Annotated in this window: 15 protein-coding genes; 8 read left to right on the top strand and 7 right to left on the bottom strand. The window is 74.0% G+C overall.

Annotation, left to right across the window (positions count from 1 at the left end; all coding sequences use genetic code 11):
- Positions 1–90 precede the first annotated feature (90 nt).
- Positions 91–1,734 carry a DNA repair helicase XPB gene (locus tag OG245_RS21005; protein WP_371625025.1) on the top strand — a complete coding sequence of 548 codons (1,644 nt, stop codon included), beginning with the start codon at positions 91–93 and terminating at the stop codon, positions 1,732–1,734.
- Positions 1,735–1,756: 22 nt separating this feature from the next.
- Here the strand turns inward: OG245_RS21005 and OG245_RS21000 are convergent, their stop codons facing one another.
- Positions 1,757–1,948, bottom strand: coding sequence for a hypothetical protein (locus OG245_RS21000; protein ID WP_003967306.1), 192 nt, complete (start codon positions 1,946–1,948; stop codon positions 1,757–1,759).
- Positions 1,949–2,323: 375 nt separating this feature from the next.
- On the opposite strand from OG245_RS21000, the gene OG245_RS20995 reads away from it, so the two are divergent.
- On the top strand, positions 2,324–4,423 hold the full coding sequence (locus OG245_RS20995) for a UvrD-helicase domain-containing protein (protein WP_371625024.1): 2,100 nt from the start codon (positions 2,324–2,326) through the stop codon (positions 4,421–4,423).
- Between the two features lie 92 nt (positions 4,424–4,515).
- Here the strand turns inward: OG245_RS20995 and OG245_RS20990 are convergent, their stop codons facing one another.
- Positions 4,516–5,205 carry a copper homeostasis protein CutC gene (locus tag OG245_RS20990; protein ID WP_371625023.1) on the bottom strand — a complete coding sequence of 230 codons (690 nt, stop codon included), beginning with the start codon at positions 5,203–5,205 and terminating at the stop codon, positions 4,516–4,518.
- A 272-nt stretch (positions 5,206–5,477) separates the two neighbouring features.
- Between OG245_RS20990 and OG245_RS20985 the strand changes: the two genes are divergently transcribed.
- Positions 5,478–7,787 carry a heavy metal translocating P-type ATPase gene (locus OG245_RS20985; RefSeq protein ID WP_371625022.1) on the top strand — a complete coding sequence of 770 codons (2,310 nt, stop codon included), beginning with the start codon at positions 5,478–5,480 and terminating at the stop codon, positions 7,785–7,787.
- 51 nt (positions 7,788–7,838) lie between these two features.
- Here OG245_RS20985 and OG245_RS20980 read toward each other — a convergent pair whose 3' ends face one another.
- From OG245_RS20980 to OG245_RS20970, 3 genes are read right to left on the bottom strand one after another with little or no spacing between them, the layout of a single operon-like run.
- Positions 7,839–8,717 carry a biotin-dependent carboxyltransferase family protein gene (locus tag OG245_RS20980; protein WP_371625021.1) on the bottom strand — a complete coding sequence of 293 codons (879 nt, stop codon included), beginning with the start codon at positions 8,715–8,717 and terminating at the stop codon, positions 7,839–7,841.
- Entirely contained in the window at positions 8,714–9,574 is an 861-nt protein-coding gene (locus tag OG245_RS20975) for an allophanate hydrolase subunit 1 (protein WP_371627940.1), read from the bottom strand. The genes OG245_RS20980 and OG245_RS20975 overlap by 4 nt, the downstream gene beginning before the upstream one ends.
- Before the next feature lie 56 nt (positions 9,575–9,630).
- A complete protein-coding gene (locus OG245_RS20970) occupies positions 9,631–10,380 on the bottom strand; it encodes a LamB/YcsF family protein (RefSeq protein WP_371627939.1) in 750 nt (249 codons plus the stop codon).
- Positions 10,381–10,508: 128 nt separating this feature from the next.
- Here OG245_RS20970 and OG245_RS20965 point away from each other — a divergent pair, with 128 nt between their 5' ends.
- The 3 genes from OG245_RS20965 (at position 10,509) to OG245_RS20955 (ending at position 14,094) form a co-directional block, all read left to right on the top strand.
- Positions 10,509–11,261 carry a hypothetical protein gene (locus tag OG245_RS20965; RefSeq protein WP_371625020.1) on the top strand — a complete coding sequence of 251 codons (753 nt, stop codon included), beginning with the start codon at positions 10,509–10,511 and terminating at the stop codon, positions 11,259–11,261.
- A gap of 116 nt (positions 11,262–11,377) precedes the next feature.
- The gene (locus tag OG245_RS20960) at positions 11,378–12,613 is read left to right on the top strand and encodes a PQQ-binding-like beta-propeller repeat protein (RefSeq protein WP_371625019.1); all 1,236 of its coding nucleotides are present in this window, start codon (positions 11,378–11,380) and stop codon (positions 12,611–12,613) included.
- 191 nt (positions 12,614–12,804) lie between these two features.
- A complete protein-coding gene (locus OG245_RS20955) occupies positions 12,805–14,094 on the top strand; it encodes a Cmx/CmrA family chloramphenicol efflux MFS transporter (protein WP_371627938.1) in 1,290 nt (429 codons plus the stop codon).
- Here the strand turns inward: OG245_RS20955 and OG245_RS20950 are convergent.
- Together OG245_RS20950 and OG245_RS20945 are read right to left on the bottom strand one after the other, a co-directional pair.
- Complete coding sequence (locus OG245_RS20950) at positions 14,036–14,317, bottom strand: DUF4031 domain-containing protein (RefSeq protein ID WP_371625018.1); 282 nt, start codon at positions 14,315–14,317, stop codon at positions 14,036–14,038. The genes OG245_RS20955 and OG245_RS20950 overlap by 59 nt on opposite strands.
- On the bottom strand, positions 14,314–14,685 hold the full coding sequence (locus tag OG245_RS20945; protein ID WP_371625017.1) for a hypothetical protein: 372 nt from the start codon (positions 14,683–14,685) through the stop codon (positions 14,314–14,316). The genes OG245_RS20950 and OG245_RS20945 overlap by 4 nt, the downstream gene beginning before the upstream one ends.
- Positions 14,686–14,838: 153 nt before the next feature.
- Between OG245_RS20945 and OG245_RS20940 the strand changes: the two genes are divergently transcribed.
- Both OG245_RS20940 and murQ read left to right on the top strand, forming a co-directional pair.
- The gene (locus OG245_RS20940) at positions 14,839–15,756 is read left to right on the top strand and encodes a MurR/RpiR family transcriptional regulator (protein ID WP_371625016.1); all 918 of its coding nucleotides are present in this window, start codon (positions 14,839–14,841) and stop codon (positions 15,754–15,756) included.
- A 105-nt stretch (positions 15,757–15,861) separates the two neighbouring features.
- Positions 15,862–16,854, top strand: a complete 993-nt coding sequence (murQ, locus tag OG245_RS20935; RefSeq protein ID WP_371625015.1) for an N-acetylmuramic acid 6-phosphate etherase — start codon at positions 15,862–15,864, stop codon at positions 16,852–16,854.
- Positions 16,855–16,877 lie beyond the last annotated feature (23 nt).

Here is a 16,877-nt window from a genome sequence, read left to right as displayed (position 1 = left end):
CCGCACGCCCACCCCGCCCCACCCCGCGATGCGGCACACTGGACGTTTGGCCGCATCCGTGGCCGCACCCCGCAGAAAGGGCCGAAGCGCGTGACCGGACCCCTCATCGTCCAGAGCGACAAGACGCTGCTCCTCGAAGTCGACCACGACCAGGCGGACGCCTGCCGTCGTGCCATCGCGCCGTTCGCGGAGCTGGAGCGTGCGCCCGAGCACATCCACACGTACCGGGTCACCCCGCTCGGGCTGTGGAACGCCCGAGCCGCCGGGCACGACGCCGAGCAGGTCGTCGACGCCCTGGTCGAGCACTCCCGCTACCCCGTGCCGCACGCGCTCCTGGTCGACATCGCCGAGACGATGGCGCGGTACGGGCGGCTCACCCTGTCCAAGCACCCGGTGCACGGGCTCGTGCTCACCAGCACCGACCGGCCCGTGCTGGAGGAGATCCTCCGGTCGAAGAAGGTGCAGCCGCTGGTCGGGGCGCGGATCGACCCGGACACCGTGGCCGTGCACCCCTCCGAGCGGGGGCAGGTCAAGCAGACCCTGCTGAAGCTGGGATGGCCCGCGGAGGACCTCGCGGGGTACGTCGACGGCGAGGCCCATCCGATCGAGCTGGCCGAGGACGGCTGGTCGCTGCGGCCGTACCAGAAGCAGGCCGTCGAAGGGTTCTGGCACGGCGGGTCGGGCGTCGTGGTGCTGCCCTGCGGGGCGGGGAAGACGCTCGTCGGGGCCGGCGCCATGGCCGAGGCCAAGGCCACCACCCTGATCCTCGTCACCAACACCGTCTCCGCCCGGCAGTGGAAGCACGAGCTGGTGAAGCGGACCTCGCTGACCGAGGACGAGATCGGCGAGTACAGCGGGACGCGCAAGGAGATCCGGCCGGTCACCATCGCGACCTACCAGGTGCTGACCACCCGGCGGAAGGGCGTCTACCCGCACCTGGAGCTGTTCGACTCCCGCGACTGGGGCCTGGTCGTCTACGACGAGGTGCACCTGCTGCCCGCGCCCGTCTTCAAGTTCACCGCCGACCTCCAGGCCCGGCGGCGGCTGGGGCTCACGGCGACCCTCGTGCGGGAGGACGGGCGGGAGTCCGACGTGTTCTCGCTCATCGGGCCGAAGCGGTTCGACGCCCCGTGGAAGGAGATCGAGGCGCAGGGTTACATCGCGCCCGCCGACTGCGTCGAGGTCCGGGTCAACCTCACCGACTCCGAGCGGCTCGCCTACGCGACCGCCGAGGCGGAGGAGAAGTACCGGTTCTGCGCCACCACCGCGACCAAGCGGAAGGTGACCGAGGCGCTGGTGCGCAAGCACCAGGGCGAGCAGACCCTCGTCATCGGCCAGTACATCGACCAGCTCGACGAGCTGGGCGAGCATCTGGACGCCCCCGTGATCAAGGGCGAGACCAGCAACGCCCAGCGCGAGAAGCTCTTCGAGGCGTTCCGTCAGGGCGAGATCAGCGTCCTCGTCGTGTCCAAGGTCGCCAACTTCTCCATCGACCTGCCCGAGGCGACCGTCGCCATCCAGGTCTCCGGGACCTTCGGGTCGCGGCAGGAGGAGGCGCAGCGGCTGGGCCGGGTCCTGCGGCCGAAGGCCGACGGGCACGAGGCCCGGTTCTACTCGGTCGTCGCCCGCGACACCATCGACCAGGACTTCGCGGCGCACCGCCAGCGGTTCCTGGCCGAGCAGGGGTACGCGTACCGCATCGTCGACGCGGACGAGCTGCTCTCCGGCGGCTGAGGCTCCCCGGAGGGGCGGGCGGTCAGCGGCCCCGGCCGGCGACGCCCGCCTCCTCCGCGTACTCCCCGAGGACGACGACGCCGAACGCCGCCGTCACGAACACCTTCACGGCGCGCACCGCGTCGCCGACGCGGTGGGGTCGGTGGTGACCGGTGGCCGCGGTCGCGCCGTGCGCGGGGCCGGTCCTGCGTGGGTTCAGGGTGGCTGTGCTCATGTGTCCATGGTGCTCCCGTCACCCGTTCGGGCGCGTCGGTCCGCAGACGGAACCCCGGGGCCCGGCGGGTAGCCCTGCGGTGCCATGCCGGTGCCCGGTGTCCCCTACGGGTACCCCCGGCACCCGCACCCTCCGGCGGAGCCGGTATTCCGTTTCGCCCGCGCCCGGCCCTGTGGCTACAATCGCCGGTCTGCCCGCCTCCCGCACCGTGGTACCGGCCTCTCGCTGCCGGCAGCCGGGGGAGCGCCGCCGACCGGACGGAAACCGGTCGGCACCCACGCGAACCAACCTTCCGAGCGGACCGCCCTGCTCCCGGCTCCAGCCGGCATCGGCGCGCGGTCCGCCGTCCTGCGTTGAAGAGCCGGAGGCAACACCGTGCCCGCGCACGCGAGCGAAAGCGATTCCACCCCCGATCCCACCACCGGCCCCACCGACCCCTTGGCGCACGAGCGTGCCCATCTCGCCGCGTCCCGTGCCGCCCTGCGCGGGATGCGCGAGGACGTCCAGGCCCTCGACATCCGCGACGTCACCGCGAACTGGGTCAACGCCGCCGTGCTCCAGTCCCAGATCGACGACCGCATCAAGGCGCTCGCCGACCTCTCCCACACCCCGCTGTTCTTCGGCCGCCTCGACTACCTCCACGCCGTCGGCGGCGAGCTGGCCGAGGGCGCGGAGGGCGAGCGGTTCTACATCGGGCGCCGGCACGTCCACGACGCCGCCGGGGACCCCATGGTCATCGACTGGCGTGCGCCGGTCTCCCAGCCGTACTACCAGGCGTCCCGCAAGAACCCCCAGGACGTGGGGCTCCGCCGCCGCTTCGGCTACACCGCCGGCGAGCTGACCGCGTACGAGGACGAGCACCTCACCGACCCCGCCGAGGCCGAGCACACCAGCCGGCTCCTCCAGGCGGAGATCGAGCGGCCGCGCGTCGGCCCGATGCGCGACATCGTCGCCACCATCCAGCCCGAACAGGACGAGATCGTCCGCAGCGGCCTCGGCGGGACCGTCTGCGTGCAGGGCGGGCCCGGCACCGGGAAGACCGCCGTCGGCCTGCACCGGGTGGCGTACCTGCTGTACGCGCACCGCGAGCGGCTCGCCCGCACCGGCACCCTCGTCATCGGGCCGAACCGTTCCTTCCTGCACTACATCGAGCAGGTCCTGCCCGCCCTCGGCGAGCTGGAGGTGAAGCAGGCCACCGTCGACGACCTGGTGCGCACCGGCGTCGAGGTCCGGGGCGAGGACGAGGCGGCCACCGCCGTCGTCAAGGGCGACGCCCGCATGGCGGAGGTGCTGCGGCGGGCCATCCGCTCGCACGTCGCACCGCCCGCCGAGCCGGTCGTCGTGGTGCGCGGGTCCCGGCGCTGGCGCGTTCCCGTGTACGAGGTCCAGGAGATGGTCGACGAGCTGCTGGCCCGCGACATGCGGTACGGGGCCGCGCACGAGGCGCTGCCGCAGCGGATCGCGCACGCCGTCCTCGTACGGATGGAGGAGGCCGGGGAGGCGCCCGACGACCGGGTGCAGAACGCGGTCGCCCGGAACCCCGCGGTGAAGGCGGCCGTCAAGGCGGTCTGGCCCGCCGTGGACCCGGCGAAGCTGGTGCTGCGGCTGCTCTCCGACGCGGAGTTCCTGGCCGCGCACGCGGAGGGCCTGCTGGACGAGGACGAGCAGAAGCGGCTCCTGTGGGCGAAGCCCGCCCGCAGCGTGAAGTCCGCGAAGTGGTCGGCGGCCGACGCCGTGCTGATCGACGAGGCCGGTGACCTGATCGCCCGTACGCACTCGCTCGGCCATGTCGTGCTCGACGAGGCGCAGGACCTCTCCCCCATGCAGTACCGGGCGGTGGGGCGGCGCTGCTCGACCGGTTCGGCGACCGTCCTCGGCGACCTGGCGCAGGGGACGACCCCGTGGTCCACGGAGAGCTGGGGCGAGGCGCTGTTCCACCTGGGCAAGGCGGACGCGCTGGTGGAGGAGCTGACGGCCGGTTTCCGTGTGCCGCGCGAGGTCATCGCGTACGCCTCCCGGCTGCTGCCCGTGATCTCGCCGGGGCTGGCGGCGGTGGAGTCGGTGCGTGAGTCGCCCGGTTCGCTGGTCGTACGGGAGGTGGCTTCGCCGGAGGTGCTGGACGCGGCCGTCGTCGCCGCCTGCGAGGAGTCCCTGGGCCACTTGGGGTCGATCGGGCTGATCGCCGCCGACGCCCGGATCCCGGCGCTGGGCGCGGCCCTGACGGCGGCGGGCCACGCGTATCTCTCCCCCGGTGAGGAGACGACCGCCGCGTCCCGGCTGACGCTGGTGCCCGCGTCGCTGGCGAAGGGCCTGGAGTACGACTACGTGGTGCTCGACGAGCCGGCGGCCGTGGTCGACGGCGAGCCGGACGAGCGGACCGGGCTGCGGCGGCTGTACGTGGCGCTGACCCGTGCGGTCTCGGGGCTCACGGTGCTGCACGCGGCGCCGTTGCCACAGGCGCTGGCGGAGCGGTGACGCGGCGGAGGGGCGGGACCTGTGCGGTTCCCGCCCCTCCGCCCGCCGCCCCGGTGCTCCGGCGCCCCGGCCGCGTGGCGCCGGAGAGGGGCTCAGGCGTCCAGCGCCTCGCGCCACTCCCGTACGGCTGCCGCGTCCACCGGGGCCGTCCAGCCCCCGGGCCGGGCGGCGCCGCCGATGTGGACGGCGTCGATCCCCGCGGCCCGCAGCCGGGGCAGGTGCCGCAGGTGGAGGCCGCCGCCGACCAGGACCTTCGCCCGGTATCCCGGCTCGCCGGTCCGGGCGGCCTCGGCCAGGAGGACCGGGATGCCGGCGTCCACCCCGTCCGGCGAGCCGGCCGTGAGGAACGTGTCGAGGCCGGGCAGCTCCGCGAGCTGCTTGCGCAGGGCGTCGCGGTCGGCGGCCCGGTCGATCGCCCGGTGGAACGTCCACCGGCAGCCGTCCAGCTCGGCGACGAGCCGCTCGACGGCGACGAGGTCGGCGTGGCCCTCCTCGTCGAGGAAGCCGAACACGAACTCGTCGGCTCCCGCCTCCCGCATCTCGCGGGCCTTGCCGACCAGTACGTCGATGTCACCGGCGGCGAAGCCGTCCGCCACCCTGAGCATCACGCGCAGCGGGATGTCCACGGCGGACCTGATCGCCGCGAAGGTCTCCCGCGACGGGGTCAGACCGTCCGCGGCCATGTCGGTGACCAGTTCGAGGCGGTCTGCACCACCGGCCTGGGCGGCGACCGCGTCCTCCGCGTCGAGTGCGATCACCTCCAGGACTGCACGGTTGCTCATGGGTCCCCATTCCTCCGGTACGCAGCTATAGGTCTAGTCCAATGGCCAGCCTACGGGTCGGTAGACGGACAGCGCAGCCCTCTATCTCAACGCACGACGACGACGGCGCGCGAGCCGACCCCGCAGACGAGTGACGCGCACCGCGCGCACACCAGCGCGGAACGGGCGCGTTCGCCGCGATCACCCCTTGCGCTTCATAGGGGCAGGGGGTATACATGGGGAGAGAAAGAGATACCCCCTAGGGGTATCAGGACGGCTTCAGGGAGGACCCCGTGTCCGCGCACTCCGCCACCACCGCCACCACCGCTGCCGGCTCCGACGCCGACACCGCCGCGGTCGAGCTCGCGATCGGCGGGATGACCTGCGCCTCGTGCGCGGCCCGTATCGAGAAGAAGCTCAACCGGATGGACGGCGTCGAGGCCACGGTGAACTACGCCACCGAGAAGGCCAAGGTCACCTACCTGGGCTCCGACGTGTCCGTCGAGGACCTGATCGCGACCGTCGAGGCCACCGGCTACACCGCCCGGCCACCCGCACCGCCCGCGCCCGCCGCCTCCCCCGGGAGCAACGCCGCGGGCACGGCGGGCGCCGCGGCGGAGAGCGAGGACGACGGGCTCACCTCCCTGCGCCAGCGCCTGATCACCGCCGTCCTCCTCGCCGTACCGGTGATCGCGATGGCGATGATCCCGGCGCTCCAGTTCGACTACTGGCAGTGGCTCTCCCTGACGCTGACCGCACCGGTCGTCGTCTACGCCGCCTGGCCGTTCCACCGCGCCGCCTGGACCAACGCGAAGCACGGCGCGGCGACGATGGACACGCTGATCTCCGTCGGCACGTCGGCCGCGTTCCTGTGGTCGCTGTGGGCGCTGTTCTTCGGGACCGCGGGCATGGTCGGGATGACGCACCCCTTCGAGCTGACCATCGCCCGCAGCGACGGCGCCGGGAACATCTACCTGGAGGCCGCGGCCGGAGTGACGGCGTTCATCCTCGCCGGGCGCTACTTCGAGGCCCGCTCGAAGCGGAAGGCCGGGGCGGCGCTCAAGGCGCTGATGGAGCTGGGCGCCAAGGAGGTCACCGTCCTGCGCGACGGCGTCGAGACGACGATCCCGACCGCCGCACTTCAGGTCGGGGACCGTTTCCTGGTCCGTCCCGGGGAGAAGATCGCGACGGACGGGACCGTGGTCGAGGGCTCCTCCGCCGTGGACGCCTCCATGCTCACCGGCGAGTCCGTACCCGTCGAGGTCACCGCCGGCGACACCGTCACCGGAGCCACCCTCAACGCCGGAGGCCGCCTCGTCGTCGAAGCCACCCGCATCGGCGCCGACACCCAACTCGCCCGCATGGCCCGCCTCGTCGAGGACGCCCAGAACGGCAAGGCCTCCGCACAACGCCTCGCCGACCGCATCTCCGCCGTCTTCGTCCCCATCGTCATCGCCCTCGCCCTCGCCACCCTCGGCTTCTGGCTCGGCAACGGCGCCGGACCCACCGCCGCCTTCACCGCCGCCGTCGCCGTCCTCATCATCGCCTGCCCCTGCGCCCTCGGCCTCGCCACACCCACCGCCCTCATGGTCGGCACCGGCCGCGGCGCACAACTCGGCATCCTCATCAAGGGCCCCGAAGTCCTGGAGACCACCCGCCGCGCCGACACCATCGTCCTCGACAAGACCGGCACCGTCACCACCGGCCGCATGACCCTCCAGACCACCCACACCACCCCCACCACCACCAAAACCGAAGTCCTCCGCCTCGCCGGAGCACTCGAGAACGCCTCCGAACACCCCATCGCCCAAGCCGTCGCCACCGCCGCCACCAACACCACCGGCCCCCTCCCCACCCCCGAGGACTTCCAGAACATCCCCGGACTCGGCGTCCAGGGCATCGTCGAGGGCCACGCCGTCCTCGTCGGGCGCGAACAGCTCCTGGCCGAGTGGGAGATCCGTCTCCCCGACCACCTCGCCGAGGCGAAGAAGGCGGCGGAGGCCGCCGGGCGCACCGCGATCACCGTCGCCTGGGACGGCGAGGCACGCGCGGTGCTGGAGGTCGCCGACGCGGTGAAGGACACGAGCGCCGAGGCCGTCCGCCGGCTCCGCGCCCTCGGTCTGACCCCGATCCTCCTCACCGGTGACAACCGGGCCGTGGCGGAGTCGGTCGCCGCCGAGGTCGGCATCGACGAGGTGTACGCGGAGGTCATGCCGCAGGACAAGGTCGACGTGGTCAAGCGCCTTCAGGCCGAGGGCCGGGTCGTCGCGATGGTCGGCGACGGGGTCAACGACGCCGCCGCCCTCGCCCAGGCCGACCTGGGCCTCGCGATGGGCACCGGCACCGACGCCGCCATCGAGGCCGGCGACCTCACCCTCGTCCGCGGCGACCTCAACGCCGCCGCCGACGCGATCCGCCTCTCCCGCCGCACCCTCTCCACCATCCGCACCAACCTGTTCTGGGCCTTCGCCTACAACGTCGGCGCCCTGCCGCTGGCCGCCGCCGGACTCCTCAACCCGATGATCGCCGGAGCGGCGATGGCCTTCTCCTCCGTCTTCGTGGTCGGCAACTCCCTGCGGCTGCGCACCTTCAAGGGCGCGTGAGGCCCTGGGCACGACGCCTGAGCGCGGCGGGACCGTCCGGTCCCGCCGCGCTCAGGCGCGTACGAAACGCAGCGGGGTTCCCGGGACCGCCTGCGCCGCCGCGGCGAGGGCCCGTTCGGGGACGACGCCGACGACCGGGTAGCCGCCGGTCGTCGGATGGTCGTTGAGGAAGACGACGGGCCGGCCGTCCGGCGGCACCTGGACCGCGCCCAGCACCATGCCCTCGCTGGGCAGTTCACCGTGACGGGACCGTTCCAGCGCCGGGCCCTCCGAGCGCAGGCCGATGCGGTTGCTGTGCGGCGAGACCCGGTAGGCGGCGGTGAGGAGCGTACGGAGCGCGGCCTCGGTGAACCAGTCGTGGCGGGGCCCGGGATGGACCGGGAGCACCAGCTCGGCGGGGGCGCCCGGCCAGGGGACGGGACCGGCGGGCGGCAGCGGACCGCCCGACGCCGGACCGCCGAGCGGGAGCACGTCGCCCTCGCCGAGCGGGGCGGGCCCGAGCCCCGAGAGGAGGTCCGCCGAACGGCTGCCCAGCACCGGCTCCGGCACCAGCCCGCCCGCGAACGCCAGGTAGCCGCGCAGGCCGCCCTCGGCAGGGCCCGCGTCCAGCACCGCGCCCGCGGGCACCCGCACGGGCGCGCCCCACGCCACCGGCCGCCCGTCGACCGTCACCCGGCAGCCCGCCCCGCCGACGACGGCCACGACCGGCCGGTCCGGGCGGACCGCGCACCCGGTGAGGGTGGTCTCCAGGACGGCGGCGTCCGGCGGATTGCCCACCAGCCGGTTGGCGAGCCGGGCGGCGGGCGCGTCCAGCGCCCCGGCGCGCCCGACCCCGAGGTGCGCCCAGCCGGGGCGGCCCGCGTCTTGCACGGTGGTGAGCGCCCCGGCCCGGACGACGTACAGCCGGGAGGCGGCGGGCGGCGGCGTCACGCGCCCACCCGGGAGCCGCCCGCGGGAGAGCCCGGGGAGCCGCCTGCGGGAGACCCCGAGGTGTCGCCCGGGGAGCCGCCTGCGGGGGTGTCGCCCGGCCCCGGAGTTTCTGCCCGGGGAGCGGGCAGCGCGCCCGCCCCCACCGGCACGAATCTGACCGGCGTCCCCGGCGCGAGCAGCGCCGCCGGTTCCCGGGCCGGGTCCCACAGGGCCCCCGGCTCCGGCATCCGCCCGACGATCTGCCAGCCACCGGGCGAAGGGCGCGGATACACCCCGGTGTAGGGCCCGGCCAGGGCCACCGCCCCGGCCGGGACCCGGGTGCGCGGGGTCGCGCGCCGGGGCACGTGCAACGGCTCGGGCAGCCCGGTGAGATAGCCGAACCCGGGGGCGAAGCCGCAGAACGCCACCCGGAACGCGGTACGGGAGTGCAGGGCGGCCACCTCCCCGGGCGGGACGCCCCAGAGCGCGGCGACCTCGCCCAGATCGGGGCCGTCGTAGACGACGGGGATCTCCACCGGGTCGCCGCTCTCGCTTCGCAACGGCTCCACCCTCCACGAGGCGAGGTCACGGGCGAACCGGTCGACAGCCCCGGTATGCACGGCCCCGCGAATCCCGCCGTGACCCCCGTCGTGCAGGGCTCCGTGAATCCGGTCGTGAATCCCGTCGATCAGGACCGTGCGGGCCGCCGGGACGATCTCGCGCACGGCGGGGAGTTCACCGCGCTCGCGGCGGCGGAGCAGTTCGGCGTGGAAGGCCTCGGCGTGCTCGCCGTCGGCCAGCTCGACGAGAAGTGCGTGCGGCCCGGCGGGAAGGACGCGCACCTCGCCGGGAAGGACGCGCACCTCGCCCGGACGCATCGCGCGCGCCTCGCCCGGACCCACGCGCGCGGGACCGGTGCCGACCGCGCGGGCGCTCACGTGAACGCCCGTACCGCGACGCCCGCTTCCTCCAGCGCGGCCCGCACCCGGCGGGCGAGGGCCGCCGCGCCCGGGGTGTCCCCGTGGACGCAGAGCGAGCGCGCCGAGACGGGGATCCGGCTGCCGTCCGCCCCGGTCACCGCCCGCTCGACGGCCATGCCGACGCTCCGGCGCACGACCTCGTCCGGGTCGTGCACCACCGCGCCCGGCTCACCGCGCGGTACGAGGGTGCCCTGCGGGGTGTACGCCCGGTCGGCGAAGGCCTCCTGGACGGCGGGCAGTCCGGCCTCGGCCGCATGGGCGAGCAGCCGCGATCCGGGCAGCCCGAGCACGGCCGGGCTCCCGCCCGCCAGCCGGATGCCCGCGACGACGGCGGCGGCCTGCTCGTCGTCCCGGACCACCCGGTTGTAGAGCGCGCCGTGCGGCTTGACGTAACTGACGGTGGAGCCGGCGGCCTCCGCGAAGACCCGCAGCGCGCCTATCTGGTAGGCGATCTCGGCGGTCAGCTCGGCGGGCGGCACGTCCATCGACCGGCGCCCGAACCCGGCCAGGTCCCGGTAGGAGACCTGCGCCCCGATCCGTACCCCGCCGGCCGCCGCCGCGTCGCAGACCCGCCGCATCACGGAGGCGTCGCCCGCGTGGAAGCCGCAGGCCACGTTGGCGCTCGTGACGCAGGCGAGGAGCGCGTCGTCGTCGGTCAGCGTCCAGTTGCCGAAGCCCTCGCCGAGGTCCGCGTTGAGATCCATCATCACGGGCGCACGGTATGACCGTTCACGGGGGGCGACAAGGGGCGGTCCGGGGGCTGGACGGGCGGTCCGGGGTGCTGGACGGGCGCGGCCCCGCGCCCTGGAGCCGCCCGTCCTAGAGTCGTCCCATGACGGACAGTCCCCGCCCGCACGACACCTCTTCCCGCGACGCCGATTCCGACGAGGCCCGCTCCGACGAGACCTCTTCCCGCGACGCCGGCCTTCGCGACGCCGGCCTTCGCGACCGGTGGCACGACACGCTGCTCGCCGCGCGCGCCGGGGCGGACGGCCCCGATCCGCTGCCGTACGCCGAGAACCTCCTCGCCCGCTGGGCCGAGCCCCAGCGCCGCTACCACACGACCGCCCACCTGGCCGCCGTCCTGGACAGCGTCGACAGCCTGGCCGGGCACGCCGACGACGTGCACGCGGTACGCCTCGCCGCCTGGTTCCACGACGCGGTGTACCGGCCCGACCGGACGGAGAACGAGGAGCGCAGCGCCGCTCTCGCGGAGCGGGCGCTGTCCGAGGCGCGGGTGCCGGAGGCGGTGGTGGCCGAGGTCGCCCGGCTGGTCCGCCTCACCGTCACGCACGACCCGGCGGACGGCGACCGCAACGGCGAGGCGCTGTGCGACGCCGACCTCGCGGTCCTGGCGGGCGGCCCGCAGGAGTACGGGGCGTACGCGGCCCGGGTCCGGGAGGAGTACGGCTTCGTCCCGGACGGGGCGTTCCGGGAGGGCCGGTCGGCGGTGCTGCGGCAGCTCCTCGCCCTGCCGGCGCTGTTCCGTACCCCGCACGGCGCGGCCGCGTGGGAGGCGCGGGCCCGGCACAACCTGGCGACGGAGCTGGAACTGCTGACCTCCTCCGGCCCCGCCGCCCCGTGAATGTTCCGGTTCGTTCACGGTGTCGTCCCGGTCGTGCCCGGGCGCGACCGGTGCGGCCCGGCGGCCGCTAACGTCTCGCATCGCAGATGCACACACGACTCCACGGGGGTACAGCGATGTCCGAGGGACTCGGCACGACGGTCGGCAGATCGTCCCGGCGGCGCCTACTGCGCCTGGCCGGAGGCGGGATCACCATGGCGGTGCTCGGAGCCGGACTGACCGGCTGCGAGGACGAGCTCGCGACGGGCGGAGAGGGCAGCACGCCGCCACCGCGCAGCGCTTCCCCCGAGGACGGGAAGGCACCCGAGGACGGCAGGGCCCCCGAGCCGCTGTGGACGAAGTCGACGTCGGCGCAGACCTACGGGGACAACGACGAGCTGGTGGCCGTGGACGGCGTGGTGATCGCGAGCGGTGATCCGCTGGCCGCCTTCGACGGCGCGACCGGCGAGGAGCGGTGGTCGCTGCCGGACGGCGCGGTGCCCGGTGCGCCGCTGCTGCTCGGCAACGGCACGCTGTACCTGGAGAGCGGCGCGTTCGACGGCAGCGTCGCCGGCTACGTCCCGGGGTCGGGCAAGGAGACCTGGCGCAGCCGCCTCGGCAAGGAGTACCGGCAGCCGAGGCCGGTCGCGGTGGACGCGCGGCAGGTGTACGTCATCGCCGAGATCCTCGAAGCCGACGGCTCGTCCCACACCAATGTGATCGCCGCGCTGAACAGCGGTACCGGCAAGGTCGCGTGGAAGGAACAGCGCGACCTCGGCACCCAGCAGAACGGCGTCCACGCCGCCGTGCAGGGCCGCTACCTCGTCTACACCGACTTCAAGAACAACCTCACGGTCCGCGACACCGCCACCGGCAAGCAGGTGTGGACGCAGAAGACGACGAAGACGAGCTACGGGCCGTTCGTCGTCCACCAGGATCTGGTGATCGTCCCGCAGGGGCAGCGGCTCCAGGCCTTCGCGCTGTCCGACGGGGCCGAGAAGTGGTCCGTGCGGGCCGAGGAGTTCACCACCTTCCGTGAGCCGACCCTCCTGAAGGACGTGCTCTACATCGCGGACAGCGGCCGGACGCTGTGGGCCGTCGAGCCGGGGACCGGCAGGAAGATCTGGCGGTCCACGGCCCTCAAGGACGCGGGCGGGCAGGTGCCCCGGCAGTTCGTCGAGGTGGGCGGCACGCTCTACGGAGCCACCGACCTCGACCAGCAGGGCGGCGTCCACGCCTTCGACGGGAAGACCGGCGCCCTGCGCTGGACGTTCAACGACAAGTCCGGAGACCACCACGCCTGGCTGGTGGCCACCGACGGCAAGCGCGTCTTCGCCCTGCACGGAAAGAAGCTGCACGCCCTTCCCGCGTGAGGCGGATATGACGCGGGTGTGAAGCAGACGCGAGTGTGAAGCAGACGCGAGTATGAAGCGACACGGGTGTGAAGCAGACGCGGGCATGAAGCAGGTGTGAACAGGCACGTCCTCGTCCGGCGCCGGGAATGCGGAGGCGTTCTCCGGTGTTGGGACGAGTCATGCCCGACTCTCCCTCCCGCCGCGCTCCCATGCCGCTGGCCGTATACATTCTCGGCCTCTCGGTCTTCGCACTCGGCACCAGCGAGTTCATGCTGTCGGGCCTGCTCCCGCCCATCGCCGACGACATGGACGTGTCGATCCCGCAGGCCGGACTCCTCATATCCGCGTTCGCGATCGGCATGGTGGTCGGCGCCCCGCTGCTGGCCGTCGCCACGCTCCGGCTGCCCCGCCGCACCACGCTGATCGCCCTGATCTCGGTCTTCGGCCTCGGCCAGATCGCCGGTGCGCTGGCCCCGACGTACGAGGTCCTCTTCGTCTCCCGGGTCCTGAGCGCGCTCGCCTGCGCGGGCTTCTGGGCGGTCGGCGCGGCCGTGGCCATCGCGATGGTCCCGGTGAACCAGCGGGCGCGGGCGATGGCCGTGATGATCGGCGGCCTGTCCGTCGCCAACGTGCTGGGCGTGCCGCTGGGGGCCTTCCTCGGCGAGCACTTCGGCTGGCGTTCGGCGTTCTGGGCGGTCGGCGCGGCCTCCGCGGTGGCCCTGGTCGGCGTCGCCACGCGCATCCCGCACATCCCGCTGCCCGAGAAGAAGCCCGAGCTGAAGCGGGAGCTGGCGATCTACCGGGACCGGCAGGTCTGGCTGGCCATCGTGATCACCGCGCTCGCGGCGGGCGGGGTGTTCTGCGCGTTCAGCTACCTGGCGCCGCTGCTCACGGACGTGGCGGGACTCGACTCCGGCTGGGTGCCATGGATCCTCGGCCTGTTCGGGGCGGGCGCGCTGATCGGCACGATGATCGGCGGCCGAGTCGCGGACGCGCACCTCTTCGGGGTGATGCTGAGCGGCATCACGGCGTCCACGGTGTTCCTGGTGGCGCTGGCCCTCTTCGCCTCCAGCCAGGTCGCGGTCATCGCGCTGGCGTTCCTGCTGGGCCTGTCCGCCTTCTTCACGGCCCCCGCGCTGAACGCCCGGATGTTCAACGTGGCCGGAGCCGCCCCGACACTGGCCGGAGCCACCACGACGGCGGCGTTCAACCTGGGCAACACGAGCGGCCCGTGGCTCGGCGGCACCGTGATCGACCTGGACTTCGGCTTCGCGTCCACCGCCTGGGCGGGCGCGGCGATGACGGCCCTGGCCCTGGCGGCGGTGGGGGTGGCGCTGCGCCTCCAGCGCGGCGGCGAGGGCGGCCGGTCGCGTTCGCGGCTGATCGCGAGGAGCACGAAGATCCCCGGAGCCCGTGACTCCCGTGAGACCCCTGAGGCCACTAAGGACGGACGCCCGGCGCCGGCCTCCCCTTCGGCCTCCTCAGCCCCGCGTCCGTGAGACGCCTGACCAGCTCCTTCGAGCCGATCTCCCGCGCCCCGGCCCCCACCGCGTCCGCGTAGTGCGCCTGCGGCACGTCGTAGTGGTCGCGCTCGAAGGCGCGCGGCGGGCAGCCGATCGCGGCGGCGAAGGCGTGCAGCTCCTCGAAGGACACATCGCTGACCAGGTGCGACCAGAGGCGGCCGTGTCCGGGCCAGGTGGGCGGGTCGATGTAGAGCGTCACCGCCGCAGCACCTCGCCCAGCGCGCCCACCGGCGCCACCGCCACGGCCGCCTTGGTGCACACCCAGTGCGGGTCGGGCCCGAGCTCCGGCTCCACGTCCAGCGCGTGCGGCTCCTCCTCCGCCGAGCACACGGGGCACAGCGGCCACCGCCCGTAGCGCTCCAGCAGCGCGTCCTGCACGTCCTGGGCGACCAGCCCGGCCACGAACTCCACGCCCTCGGGCCACTGCTCCACCCACCACCGGCGGTGGGTCACCGCGTCCTCGACCAGCGAGACGACATCCGCCTCGGCGACGTCGCCCGCCGCCAGGTCGGCCATGACGAGGGCGCGGGCGGTGTGCAGGGCCTGCTCCAGGGGGTTCAACTCCATGGCCCCATTGTGCGCCCGCGCGGAAGGGTCCCGGAATCTGCGCCCGCGCGGAAGGCCCGCGGACGGAGCACCCTCGGCGGCAGCGCGCTCCTCGCCAGAGGTAGGGACCAAAGGGGGCTTGACGGACCCCCGGGTTGAAAATATCTTTCAGATGTGACCCAAGACGTGAAGGAAATTTTCAGCGGCGAGTCCCCGCCCGCCCCCGCGGCCCTCGCCGCCAAGGTCCGCACCCTCGCCCCCTCCATGACCCGCTCGATGCAGCTGGTCGCCGAAGCCGTGGCGGGCGATCCGGCGGGCTGCGCCGCCCTCACCGTCACGGGTCTCGCCGAGCGCACCGGCACCAGCGAGGCCACCGTCGTCCGCACCGCGCGCCTCCTCGGCTACCCCGGCTACCGGGATCTTCGCCTCGCGCTGGCCGGCCTCGCCGCGCACCAGGAGTCCGGCCGGGCCCCCGCCGTCACCGCCGACATCGCGGTCGACGACCCGATCGCCGACGTGGTCGCCAAGCTCGCCCACGACGAGCAGCAGACCCTCGCCGACACCGCCGCCGGGCTCGACACCGTACAGCTGGGGGCCGCCGTCGCCGCCGCGTCGACCGCCCGCCGCATCGACGTCTACGGCGTCGGGGCGTCCTCCCTCGTCGGCCAGGACCTGGCGCAGAAGCTGCTCCGGATCGGGTTGATCGCCCACGCCCACACGGACCCGCACCTCGCGGTGACCAACGCCGTGCAGCTGCGCAGCGGCGACGTGGCCATCGCGATCACGCACTCCGGCTCCACCGGCGACGTCATCGAGCCGCTGCGGGTCGCCTTCGACCGCGGGGCGACGACGATCGCGATCACCGGGCGGCCCGACGGGCCCGTGACGCAGTACGCGGACCACGTGCTGACCACGTCCACCGCGCGCGAGAGCGAGCTGCGCCCCGCCGCCATGTCGAGCCGCACCAGCCAGCTGCTCGTCGTGGACTGCCTGTTCATAGGCGTCGCGCAGCGGACCTACGAGACCGCCGCGCCCGCCCTGGCCGCCTCCTACGAGGCGCTCGCCCACCGCCACAACCCGCGCACCCGCTGACCGCCCCGGCCACGACCACGTTCCACCGCCCAGGCCACCGCCAGGGCCACGCACCACCCGTACGCGTACGAGAACGAGAACACCGAGAAAGCTGAGCCGCACCTCATGACCTCCACCACCGACGCGAACACCGACACCCCCGGCGCCACCGGCGCGAACACCGGCTCCACCGAGACCTACGGCGAACTCCGCGCCCAGCTGGCCACCCTCACCACCGAGGCGTTCCGCCCCGAGCTGGCCGAGATCGACCGGCAGTCCACGCGGGAGATCGCCCGGATCATGAACGGCGAGGACGCCACCGTCCCGGCCGCCGTCGCCGAGCGGCTGCCGCAGATCGCCGCGGCGATCGACGCCACCGCCGAGCGCATGGCCCGCGGCGGCCGGCTGATCTACGCGGGCGCGGGCACCGCGGGCCGCCTCGGGGTGCTGGACGCCAGTGAGTGCCCGCCCACCTTCAACACCGACCCGTCCGAGGTCATCGGCCTGATCGCGGGCGGCCCCTCCGCCATGGTCACGGCCGTCGAGGGCGCGGAGGACAGCAAGGAGCTGGCCGCCGCCGACCTCGACGGGCTGAAGCTGACCGCCGACGACACGGTGGTCGGCATCTCCGCCTCCGGCCGCACTCCGTACGCCATCGGCGCCGTCGAGCACGCCCGCGAGCTGGGCGCCCTGACCATCGGGCTCTCCTGCAACGCCGGCTCCGCGCTCGGCGCCGCCGCCGAACACGGCCTGGAGGTCGTCGTCGGCCCCGAGCTGCTCACCGGCTCGACCCGGCTGAAGGCGGGCACGGCCCAGAAGCTCGTCCTCAACATGATCTCGACGATCACGATGATCCGGCTCGGCAAGACGTACGGGAACCTCATGGTCGACGTCCGCGCCTCCAACGAGAAGCTGCGGGCCCGCTCCCGGCACATCGTCTCCCTGGCCACCGGCGCGTCCGACGCCGAGATCGAGGCCGCACTCGCCGCCACCGACGGCGAGGTCAAGAACGCGATCCTGGTCATCCTCGGCCAGGTCGACGGCCCCACCGCCGCCACCCGCCTCACCGAGGCGGACGGCCACCTCCGCGCCGCCCTCACGGCCGTACGCACCACCTGACCCACCCGGGTCCTCCGCCCCAC

The organism is Streptomyces sp. NBC_01116 (assembly GCF_041435495.1).
Classification (GTDB): domain Bacteria; phylum Actinomycetota; class Actinomycetes; order Streptomycetales; family Streptomycetaceae; genus Streptomyces.
The sequence above is the reverse complement of the archived record's forward strand: the minus strand, read 5'-3'. Positions and strand labels throughout refer to the sequence as shown.